Origin of the sequence: Brevundimonas sp., assembly GCF_023259385.1 — a bacterium.
Lineage (GTDB): Bacteria > Pseudomonadota > Alphaproteobacteria > Caulobacterales > Caulobacteraceae > Brevundimonas.
Map to the genome: position 1 here is coordinate 1 of NZ_JAHFPF010000127.1, position 9783 is coordinate 9783.

The following is a 9783-nucleotide window of genomic DNA, read 5'->3' on the forward strand; positions in this document are numbered from 1 at the left end:
CGTCATCGCGGTCAACGCCCTGTGGGCGATCGAGAGCGTCATGACCCTGGTGCTGGGCTGGCTGCAGCCGAACGCGCTGGGCGTCGCCTTCGTCCTGGCTCAGGCGGCGGCGGTGGCGGTCTTCGCCGGCCTGCAGGTCTTCGCGATCCGGGGCGCCCGTCAGGCGGCCTGATCGTCGGCGCCGTCGACCCAGGCCTGCAGCAGGCTGCGGGCGATGGCGATCTTCGGCGGAGCCTTGATCGAGGGATGGCGGCCGGCCAGCACGTCGGCCGCCTCCTGCCGTGTCAGCCAGGCCACCGCCTCCAGCTCCGTCTGGTCCGGCCGGGCGTCGTCCGAATCCACGTCGGCGAACAGGCCGATCATCAGCTGGGACGGGAAGGGCCAGGGCTGGCTGGAGTGATAGCGGACCGCCGTCACCGTCAGGCCGGCCTCCTCCTCGATCTCGCGGGCGCAGCCTTCCTCGATGGTCTCGCCGGGCTCCAGGAACCCCGCCAGCGCCGACATCCGGCCCTCCGGCCAGGCCGCCTGGCGGCCCAGCAGACATTTCGGCTCCGGCCCGCCCTTGTAGATCGCCAGCATGATGGTGACCGGATCGACGCGGGGGAAATGCTCGGTCCCGCAGGCCGGGCAGATGCGCTTCCAGCCGCCCGAGGCCGTGTCGCTGGCCTGGCCGCAGGCGGCGCAGAAGCCGTGCCGCGCGCGCCAGTCGAACAGGCTCTTGGCCAGTCCGGCCATGGCCGCGTCGGCGTCCGACAGCATGCCCGCCGCCTCGCGCATCTCGGGGAAGACGCCCAGCCCCTGCAGCGGCCCGGCCGTCGGATCGACCGGCCCCTCGACCTCGACGGCGAACACCGGGGCCGCCTTCCACAGGCCGAGAAAGACCTCGCGATCCGGGACCACGGCCCGGGCGTGGTTCAGCGCCAGCCATTGCAGGCGCGGTCCCTCGGCATGGTCCTCGACCAGCGGCTTGCCCTGCCACATGACCAGCGCCAGCGCTTCGGGATTGGCCGCCTGCTCGATCAGCCATTCGGGATCGTTGCGCCGGTCACCCGCCCGATCGAGCGGATTGCCGGCGAAGGTGTTCAGGGCGGGGAGGGGCATGGCGGTGTTCTAGCAAGGCGGCGCTTGCATCCGCGAGCCGGAATCGTCATATCCCCGATCGGAGATCGCGGGCGAAGGCTTCGCCAATCTGGTCAGGGCCGGAAGGCAGCAGCCACAACGAATTCCCCTTCGGGTCGCGGTCTCCACCTTCTCCACATTGTTGAGTGCGCGAACGCTCGCGACGCGGTCGCACGCTGCTTGAACGCAATTCCTTTCCCTTGGAGGAGGGGACGGCCGGCGAAGCCGGTGGTGGGGGCGCTGGACGCACATCCGCCCTCCCGGAATCTCTTCGCCCACGCTAAGACAATCCCATGAGCGACATCGACCCGAGTCTCGAAGGCCCCCCGTGGGACGAGGACGCCCCGGACGGGGCGGCGGAAGAGCGCGACCCCAATACCGAGGACATGTTCGGCGCTCCGCCCGTGGCTCCCGAGTCCGAGAAGGAGGTCGCCCTGGCCGAGGCCGCCGCGCCTTCGCCGCCGAAGCCCGCGCTCGCGGCCGACCAGCCGGCGCATGAGAACGACGGCGCCGCCTATCAGGTGCTGGCCCGCAAATACCGGCCGCGCACCTTCGAGGACCTGATCGGCCAGGAGGCCATGGTCCGCACCCTGACCAACGCCTTCGCCACCGGCCGCCTCGCCCACGCCTTCATGCTGACCGGCGTGCGGGGGGTCGGCAAGACGACCACGGCCCGCCTGCTGGCCCGCGCCCTGAACAACGAGACCGACGCCATCGACCGGCCCTCGCTGGAGCTGACCGCCCACGGCCGGCACGACGCCGCCATCATGGCCGGCCAGCACATGGACGTCATGGAGATGGACGCGGCGTCGCACACCGGCGTCAACGACATCCGCGACATCCTGGAAAGCGTCCGCTACGCCCCGGTCGAGGCCCGCTACAAGGTCTACGTCCTGGACGAGGTCCACATGCTGTCGACGCAGGCGTTCAACGCCCTGCTGAAGACGCTGGAGGAGCCGCCGCCCCACGCCAAATTCATCTTCGCCACCACCGAGATCCGCAAGGTGCCGGTGACCATCCTGTCGCGCTGCCAGCGCTTCGACCTGCGCCGGGTCGAGCCCGAGATCCTGGTCGAGCACCTAGGCCGCGTCGCCGACCGCGAGGGCATGAAGATCGAGCAGGAAGCCCTGGCCCTGATCTCGCGCGCCGCCGAGGGCTCGGTCCGCGACGGCCTCAGCCTGCTGGATCAGGCCCTGGTCCAGGGCGAGCGCGGCGAGACGGTCAAGACCGAGATCGTGCGCGACATGCTCGGTCTGGCCGACCGCACCCAGACCATCGCCCTGTTCGAATCCATCATGGCGGGCCGCACGCCCGAGGCGCTGGAGCTGTTCCGCACCCTGTATGGCTACGGCGCCGATCCGGTGCAGGTGACCAACGACCTGCTGGAGCATTGCCACGCCGCCTCGGTGGCCAAGATGCTGGGCCCCAACGCCACCCGCCTGCCCAATGATCAGGCCCAGAAGCTGACGGCGCTGGGCGCGGTCATCTCGGCGGGCACGCTGGCCCGGGTCTGGCAGATGCTGCTCAAGGCGCTGGACGAGGTCCGGCGCGCGCCCAATCCCGCCGACGCGGTGGAGATGGCCATCATCCGCCTGGCCTATGCGGCCGACCTTCCGGGACCGGAAGAGGCTCTGAAGGCCCTGCGCGACGGCGACCCCGTCGGCGGCGGCTCGGCCCCGCGCGGCGGTGGGGGCGGCGGGGGAGGCGGCGGCGCCCAAGCCAGTTTGGGGGCCCAGCTGGCCGCCCGCCCGGTCGCGGCCCCGGCCCTGCCCGATCCCCAGTCCTTCGAACAGGTCGTGGCCCTGATCGGCGAGAAGCGCGAAGTCGGCCTGCAGATGGACGTCCAGCGCTTCGTCCGCCCCGTGGCCTTCAAGCCCGGCGCCATCACCTATGAGAGCGTGCAGGGCGCGCCGATCGACCTGGCCCGCAAACTGTCCGCCCGGCTCAGGGAATGGACCGGCCGCACCTGGCTGATCGCCGCCAACGGCCAGGGCGGCGGCGAGACCATCATCGAGATCGACCGCCGCAAACGCTCGGAAGAGCGCGCCGAGGTCGAGGCCGATCCCTTCGTCAAGGCGATCATGGAGGCCTTCCCCGGCGCGAAGATCGGCGAGATCCGCACGACCGCCGCGCCGGTGGACCTGCCGGTCATCCCGGACGAGGCGGACGACGAGGACTAGGTAAGGCGGGAGGCAGGGACTGCTTTCGACCCATTGCGGACGTTCGATCGCTGGCTGATGATTGGCCTATGAAGCTTGGTTTCACGTGTCCGGTTTGTGGTTTTCACGACGCCAGGCTGCCGTCCTTCGAGGACGGGCAGAACGCTTGGTATCAAGAAATCTGCCCATCTTGCGGGACTCAGTTCCGCTACGACGATGGGGTGTTGAGCCACAATGTCTTGCGGCGCCGGTGGATTGAGGCAGGAGCAAAGTGGTGGTCCCCTCATCCTCCCCCTGACGGCTTCAACGGCATGAAGCAATTACGCAAGGCAGGCTTGGCACCTGAATAGTGGAGTCCGCTTTCTAGCCCAGTGGGGTGGTCGGCTCCCGACCCGTTGCCGACTTTAGGTTGGGCTGCCGATCACTTCGAGGACCTTGCCGAACCCCACTACCTTCGCACCCTCTTGGATGGTCCACTCACTGCCAGCATGGATTTCAGCGGCAAGGCGCGGCCATGACCAGAACGAGATAGGCGTCTCAATCGACTGCCCCGGCAGCACTTCGACACCCTCTGGCAGATCAATGAAGCCGATGGTCATCTCGCGGTTACCAGGCCCGAAGAAGTTGTGGTTTGGCCGATAACTCCCCCGGATTGGACCGGTTCGTCCTCCGTCGCCGGTCGCCAACAAAGTCACGGACGCGACGACTTTTATGAACTCGCCCTGCCCAAACCGATCCTGAAAAACGTAAGGGGTCATGATGCCAAGATAGCCGTCCGGCGATGATCTGGGCAGACGGCACATAAGTCCGCTTTCCACCCATTGCGGCCTTCGAATGCGCCCGCTCTTGGGCTGGCCGGCGACAGCCCGGAACACGGGTCATCCCTCGCACCGCAGCGGTGATCCGGACGCTCGCTCCTGAAACGCGAGACGCCCGGAAGCTGCGTCAGCAGCTGTCCGGGCGACAGTCGGAAGAGAGCTCCATGCCTGCCCGGTTCTCCGCTTCGCTTCGGCCGGGATGACAAGAGCCTCGACGGCTACTGCCTCACAAGATCTCCGAAGCCTCTTCGAACGCCAGCCGCGGCGAGCGCGGGAACAGGTTTTCGTCCGAGCCGTAGCCGATGTTCATGATGAAGTTCGGCTCGACGTTCGAGTCCGGGAAGAACTCGGCCTTCACGGCGGCCGGGTCGAAGCCCGACATCGGGCCGACGTCCAGCCCCAGCGCCCGCGCGGCCAGGATCATGTATCCGCCCTGAAGCGAGGCGTTGCGGAAGGCGCTCTCGCGGCGCATCGCTTCATCGGCGAACCAGTCCTTCGCGCCCGGCGCGTGGGGGAACAGCGTCGGCAGGTGCTCGGGGAAATCCAGGTCCTGGCCGACGATCACCGTCACCGGCGCCTGCGCGGTCTTGGCCTGGTTGCCTTCCGCCATCAGCGGCACGAGGCGCGCCTTCGCCTCCGGCGAGGTCACGAAGACAAAGCGAGCGGGGGTGTTGTTCACCGCCGTCGGGCCGAATTTGGTCAGGTCGTACAGCTTGCGCAGCAGCGCCTCGGACACCGGACGGTCAGTCCAGGCGTTGCGGGTGCGGGCTTCGGTGAAGAGTTGCGCCAGCGCCGCTTCGTTAAGCGGGGCGTCGCGGTCGGGCAGAGCGTCAAAGGCCATCGTGTGGTCCCTCCAGGCATAGAACTGCAACAGCAGCGGGTGCTAAATAGGAGGGCCTGAAGGCGGCGCCAAGGGCTCTGGAACACTTTCTGTTGCAGATGGCGGATCCGTCATTTCGCCGCCCCCTGTCGCCGGGCGCGCGAACCGCTTATCTAGGGGCCATGAAAGACCTCAACGCCCTGATGCAACAGGCCGCGCAGATGCAGCAAAGGCTGCAGGACGCCCAGGCCAAGATGGCTGAAACCTCCGCCTCCGGCAGTTCCGGCGGCGGCCTCGTCACCGTGGCCCTGAAGGGGCCGGGCGACATCACCGCCGTGACCATCGACGACAGTCTGATGGTCCCCGGCGACACCGAAATCCTCGCCGACCTGATCGTCGCCGCCCACGCCGACGCCAAGCGCCGGCTGGACGAGGTCAACGCCGCCCTGATGCGCGAGGCCGCCGGTCCGATGGCGGGGATGAACATTCCCGGCATGCCCAAGCTGTTCTGATGCACGGCGGGGAGGGGACCACATGCCCGTGCTGCGGCTACCGCACGCTCGCTGAGGGCTGGGGCTCGTTCCAAGTCTGCCCCATCTGCTGGTGGGAAGACGACGGGCAGCAGCTGGCCAACCCCCTTCTGCGCGACGGCGCCAATTCAGTCAGCCTGGCCGAGGCGCAGCTGTATTTCATCAGCGCCGGGGTCAGCGATCCCCGCTTCTCAGCCCACGTCCGCGCGCCCGCCGAAGACGAGCCGGATCCCGAATGGCGGCCGCTCGAGAACGGCCGCGACATGCAGGGCGGCCCGATCATGACGGCCGCCGAACCCTACTGGCTGCGCACCTGATGGCCGCCTCCGCCGGACCCGAGATCGAGCGGCTGATCAGCCTGCTGGCCAAGCTCCCGGGCATGGGGCCCCGCTCGGCCCGCCGCGCCGCCCTGGCCCTGCTCAAGAAGCGTGACCAGCTGCTGGTCCCGCTGGCCGCCTCCCTGGCGGAGACGGCGGAGAAGGTGTCGTCCTGCTCGGTCTGCGGCGCGCCGGACACCCGCAACCCCTGCTCCATCTGCTCGGACGGGTCCCGCGACAACGGCCTGATCTGTGTGGTCGAGGAGGCCGGCGCCCTGTGGGCCATGGAGCGGTCGGGGGCCTTCCGGGGCAAGTATCACGTGCTGGGCGGCCTGCTGTCGGCGCTGGACGGGGTCGGCCCTGACGCCCTGCGCATCGCCGAGCTGGTCGGGCGCGTGCGCGGCGGCGAGACCCGCGAGGTCGTCCTGGCCCTGCCCGCCACCGTCGACGGCCAGACCACCGCCCACTACATCGCCGAGCGACTGGCGGGCGGCCAGGTCGAGATCACCAGCCTGGCCCGCGGCGTCCCCGTCGGCGGCGAGCTGGACTGGCTGGACGACGGCACCATCGTCCAGGCCCTGCGGGCGCGACGCCCGGCCTGACGGGCATTCGACATTCCCCTGAAGCGGGAATTTCTTGACTCAAATACCGTCAAGGTTGAGCCTCCCGTCGGGCCGCAGTGGCCCTTGTAGGAGGTTTCATGTTGAAGACGATCGCGCTTACCGCCGCCCTCGCCCTTTCGGCACTTGTCGCCCCGCTTCCCGGATCCGAGGCCCAGGCCGCCCGGGAGACCTACCGTCAGTGCATGTTCAACGCGTTCAACGCCTGCATTCCTCAGGGGCCGCTCGGGCCCCAGCTTCCGGATCCGGGTTCGCCGGAGGAGGCCGCCTACGAGGCGTGTATGGCCAGCTGGACGGCCTACTGCGAGACTTTGCCGGACGCGCCCTGACTTCGGCTCCGGCCTCGTGCTGACGCGGCGGCTCCTCACGGGGCCGCCGTTTTTATTTGAGGGTGCGCCCGTTTCTGACGTCCCGGCGGCCTATCGTGCCCTAATGGACCCTCACCCACGCCTGATCAGGACGCTTCGGACGCATCGGACGGTGTTTTTCACAGTCCGGAATGGCCGCCGCCGCCGACTCCGGATAAGGAACGGAGCATGAACGCCTCGCTCGTCGCCGCCCTCGCCGCCTCCGTCGTCGCCCTCATCGCCCTCGCATGGGCGGTGATGGAGCGTCGCCGCGCGGCCGCCTCGGACGCCCGCGCCTGGGACCTGTCGCAGCGCTTCGCCGCCACCGAGGCCCGTCTGCACTATGCGGAGGACCAGGCCGCCACCCAGACCGCCCTGCTCCAGGCCCAGGCGAGGGAGCAGGCCGACACGGTGGCCGAGACGCTGCTGAAGCGCACCGACGAGACCTTCCACACCCGCGAGCTGATGGCCCAGCAACGGATGGAGGCCCAGCTCAAGCCGGTCGCCGAAACCCTGCTGAAATTCCAGGAGCAGGTCGCGGCTCTCGAGAAGACCCGCGTCGAAGAGACCGGCGGACTCAAGGAGCAGCTGGCCCAGCTGATGACCGCCTCCAGCGCCACCCGCGACGAGGCGCGCAAGCTGACCGAGGCCCTGCGCGGCAACACCGGCCGCCGCGGCCGCTGGGGCGAGCAGACCTGCCGCAATGTGCTGGAGGCCGCCGGCATGGCGGGCCGCTTCGATTTCGAGGAACAGTCCTCCTACGCCGACGAGGAAGGGCGCCAGAAACGCCCCGACTTCATCGTCCGCATGCCCGGCGGCGGCATGTTCATCATCGACGCCAAGGTCCCCCTGACCTTCGACGATCCCGCCGACGGCGACGAGGAGGCGCAGGCGCGGGCGTCTTCGATCCGGATCGCGGCCAGCATGAAGACCCACGCGCGCCAGCTGGCCTCCAAGGCCTATCAGGACCAGTTCAAGCCCAGCCCGGACGTTGTCGTTATGTTCGTTCCGGGCGAGTCCTTCCTCGCCGCCGCCCTGGACCACGAACCCGAACTGATCACCCAGGCCATGGCCTCGCGCGTGCTCATCGCGACCCCCACCACCCTGTTCGCCCTGTGCAAGGCCGTCGCCTACGGCTGGCGCGCCGAGGAGCAGGCCAAGAACGCCGAGGAGGTCGCGAAGCTGGGCAAGGAGCTCTACAAGCGCCTTTCGGTCATGGGCGGCCATGCCGCATCGGTCGGAAAGGCGCTGGAAGCCGCCGTGGGCCGCTACAACCAGTTCGTCGGGTCGCTGGAAAGCCAGGTCATGGTCTCGGCCCGTCGCTTCGAGGACCTGCACGTCGACCACGAGGGCAAGGACATCCCCGAGCTCGCCCCCGTCGAACAGGCGCCCCGCACCCTCAGCCGCCCCGAACTCACCGACAGCGCCCGCCTCAGCCTGACCGAAGGCGGCTGAGACCGGTCCCGGCGCCGATTGACAAGGGCGCTTGACACCTCTCGCTGGTGATGTAAAACACCCTTGTCAAACAGACAGGGGAGCTTGTCATGCCGTCCGCCAAACCCAAACGCCCCCTGACCGGCGTCGCCGCCTTCGGCCTCGTGTTCGGGCTGTCCATCCTCGTCGGCGTCTTCGCTGGCGTCGGCAGCGTATTCGCCGGCGAGGTTCCCGGCGCGCCGGGACTGGCCGCGTCGCTGGCCGTCAACGGCGCCGCCATGGCCGCGGCCCTGTTCCTCTGCGTCTGGTGGTGGCGCCGGATCGACGAGGCCGCGCGCGAGGCCCACAAATGGGCCTGGTGGTGGGGCGGCTGCTCCGGCGCGCTCGTCGGCGGCGCCCTCCTGCTGACCGCCCTGCACCGGGACGGCGACCTGGGGCTCGGCGCCATGGCGCCCAACGACGTCCTGGTCGCGGGCATGAGCCTGATGTTCACCTGTCAGGTGGTGGGCTACTGCATCGCCTGGGCGGTGTGGTGGGCGAAGCGTCGGTGAGGACCCTGTCATGAACAACCGTCTCAAGGTGCTGCGCGCCGAGCGCAACTGGAGCCAGGCCGATCTGGCGGATGCGCTGGGCGTCTCCCGCCAGACCGTCAACGCGCTCGAGACCGGCCGCTATGACCCGTCCCTGCCGCTGGCCTTCAAGATCGCCAGGGTCTTCGACCAGCCCATCGAATCCATCTTCTCGGAATAGGAGCCTGCGATGTCCGGCCTCTTCCCCGCCTCCACGCCCGAATGGGCCCGCCAGCTGAGCAAGGCCGTCCTCGCGGGCGCCGTCTTCGGCGCCGTCGGCTACGCCGTCGGCCAGTTCGCCGCCAAGCTCTTCCCCGGCCTCGAGCCGGACCTGCCCGACCTGCGCTGGGCCGACATCGTCGCCGGCCTGGTCGCCGCGGTGCTCCTGGTCAGCTGCCTCGGCACGGCCATCACCTCCTTCTATCGCCGGAGCCTGGGCCGCGTCCTCAAGCTGGAAGGTCCGGCCGGCGATGACGAGGTCCGCGACGCCCGCAGGCAGTCCGCCGTCCTGGGCCTGTCGGGGATCATCATGATCCTGCCGATGATCCTCTCCGGCCTGGCCTTGCCGGTGACCGCCTCCCTCGCCGGGATCGGCCTTCTGCTGGTGCTGCACACGGCGCTGAACCTGCGCCTCTACCGCTCGGTCGACGAGCTGTTCCGCCGCGTGGTGGTCGAGGCCGGCGCCCTGACCTTCTGGCTGGGACAGGGCCTGCTCTTCATCTGGGCCGCCGCCGAACGCCTGGCGGTCGCCCCGCCGCTCACCGCCTGGGACATCTATGTCGTCCTGATGAGCGTCTACCTCATCGTGTCGATGGTCGTGACCTTCCGCCGCGGCCTCGCCTGATCCCCGCCTCCCCGATCCAGCCCTTCTCCAGGAGACCGTTCCGATGACGCTCGCTTCGCACCTGAAATCCACCGCCGCCCTGACCGGCCGCACCGTCTTCGGCCTCGCCGCAGGGCTGGGCCTGGCCGCCGCCATCGCCTTCCAGCCCGCTCCGGCGCTGGCCCAGGCTGCGGCTCCCGCCGCTCCCGCCGTCGCCGCCGCGCCCC

Annotated in this window: 12 protein-coding genes and 1 other RNA gene; 10 read left to right on the top strand and 3 right to left on the bottom strand. The window is 69.3% G+C overall.

The window, feature by feature from the left end:
- Window positions 1-159 precede the first annotated feature (159 nt).
- Window positions 160-1101 carry an NAD(+) diphosphatase gene (nudC, locus tag Q0C81_RS10760; RefSeq protein ID WP_291837384.1) on the bottom strand — a complete coding sequence of 314 codons (942 nt, stop codon included), beginning with the start codon at window positions 1099-1101 and terminating at the stop codon, window positions 160-162.
- 57 nt (window positions 1102-1158) lie between these two features.
- Between nudC and ffs the strand changes: the two genes are divergently transcribed.
- Window positions 1159-1252: signal recognition particle sRNA small type (gene ffs, locus Q0C81_RS10765), an RNA gene on the top strand.
- Between the two features lie 160 nt (window positions 1253-1412).
- Window positions 1413-3299 (top strand): DNA polymerase III subunit gamma/tau, encoded by a 1887-nt coding sequence (locus tag Q0C81_RS10770; RefSeq protein WP_291837386.1) that lies wholly within the window; start codon window positions 1413-1415, stop codon window positions 3297-3299.
- Window positions 3300-3682: 383 nt separating this feature from the next.
- Here Q0C81_RS10770 and Q0C81_RS10775 read toward each other — a convergent pair whose 3' ends face one another.
- Together Q0C81_RS10775 and Q0C81_RS10780 are read right to left on the bottom strand one after the other, a co-directional pair.
- Window positions 3683-4081 carry a hypothetical protein gene (locus Q0C81_RS10775; RefSeq protein ID WP_291837388.1) on the bottom strand — a complete coding sequence of 133 codons (399 nt, stop codon included), beginning with the start codon at window positions 4079-4081 and terminating at the stop codon, window positions 3683-3685.
- Window positions 4082-4322: 241 nt separating this feature from the next.
- On the bottom strand, window positions 4323-4937 hold the full coding sequence (locus Q0C81_RS10780) for a malonic semialdehyde reductase (RefSeq protein WP_291837390.1): 615 nt from the start codon (window positions 4935-4937) through the stop codon (window positions 4323-4325).
- 161 nt (window positions 4938-5098) lie between these two features.
- On the opposite strand from Q0C81_RS10780, the gene Q0C81_RS10785 reads away from it, so the two are divergent.
- From Q0C81_RS10785 to Q0C81_RS10820, 8 genes are all read left to right on the top strand, one after another.
- Complete coding sequence (locus Q0C81_RS10785; protein ID WP_291837392.1) at window positions 5099-5428, top strand: YbaB/EbfC family nucleoid-associated protein; 330 nt, start codon at window positions 5099-5101, stop codon at window positions 5426-5428.
- Window positions 5428-5763 (top strand): CPCC family cysteine-rich protein, encoded by a 336-nt coding sequence (locus tag Q0C81_RS10790; RefSeq protein WP_291837395.1) that lies wholly within the window; start codon window positions 5428-5430, stop codon window positions 5761-5763. The genes Q0C81_RS10785 and Q0C81_RS10790 overlap by 1 nt, the downstream gene beginning before the upstream one ends.
- Window positions 5763-6365, top strand: a complete 603-nt coding sequence (gene recR / locus Q0C81_RS10795) for a recombination mediator RecR (RefSeq protein WP_291837397.1) — start codon at window positions 5763-5765, stop codon at window positions 6363-6365. Before Q0C81_RS10790 ends, recR begins: the two co-directional genes overlap by 1 nt.
- Window positions 6366-6463: 98 nt before the next feature.
- Window positions 6464-6712, top strand: coding sequence for a hypothetical protein (locus tag Q0C81_RS10800; protein ID WP_291837399.1), 249 nt, complete (start codon window positions 6464-6466; stop codon window positions 6710-6712).
- A gap of 207 nt (window positions 6713-6919) precedes the next feature.
- A complete protein-coding gene (locus tag Q0C81_RS10805; RefSeq protein WP_291837401.1) occupies window positions 6920-8185 on the top strand; it encodes a DNA recombination protein RmuC in 1266 nt (421 codons plus the stop codon).
- Window positions 8186-8274: 89 nt separating this feature from the next.
- Entirely contained in the window at window positions 8275-8715 is a 441-nt protein-coding gene (locus tag Q0C81_RS10810; protein WP_291837403.1) for a hypothetical protein, read from the top strand.
- 10 nt (window positions 8716-8725) lie between these two features.
- Entirely contained in the window at window positions 8726-8914 is a 189-nt protein-coding gene (locus Q0C81_RS10815) for a helix-turn-helix transcriptional regulator (protein ID WP_291837405.1), read from the top strand.
- Window positions 8915-8923: 9 nt separating this feature from the next.
- Complete coding sequence (locus tag Q0C81_RS10820; protein ID WP_291837407.1) at window positions 8924-9577, top strand: hypothetical protein; 654 nt, start codon at window positions 8924-8926, stop codon at window positions 9575-9577.
- Window positions 9578-9783 lie beyond the last annotated feature (206 nt).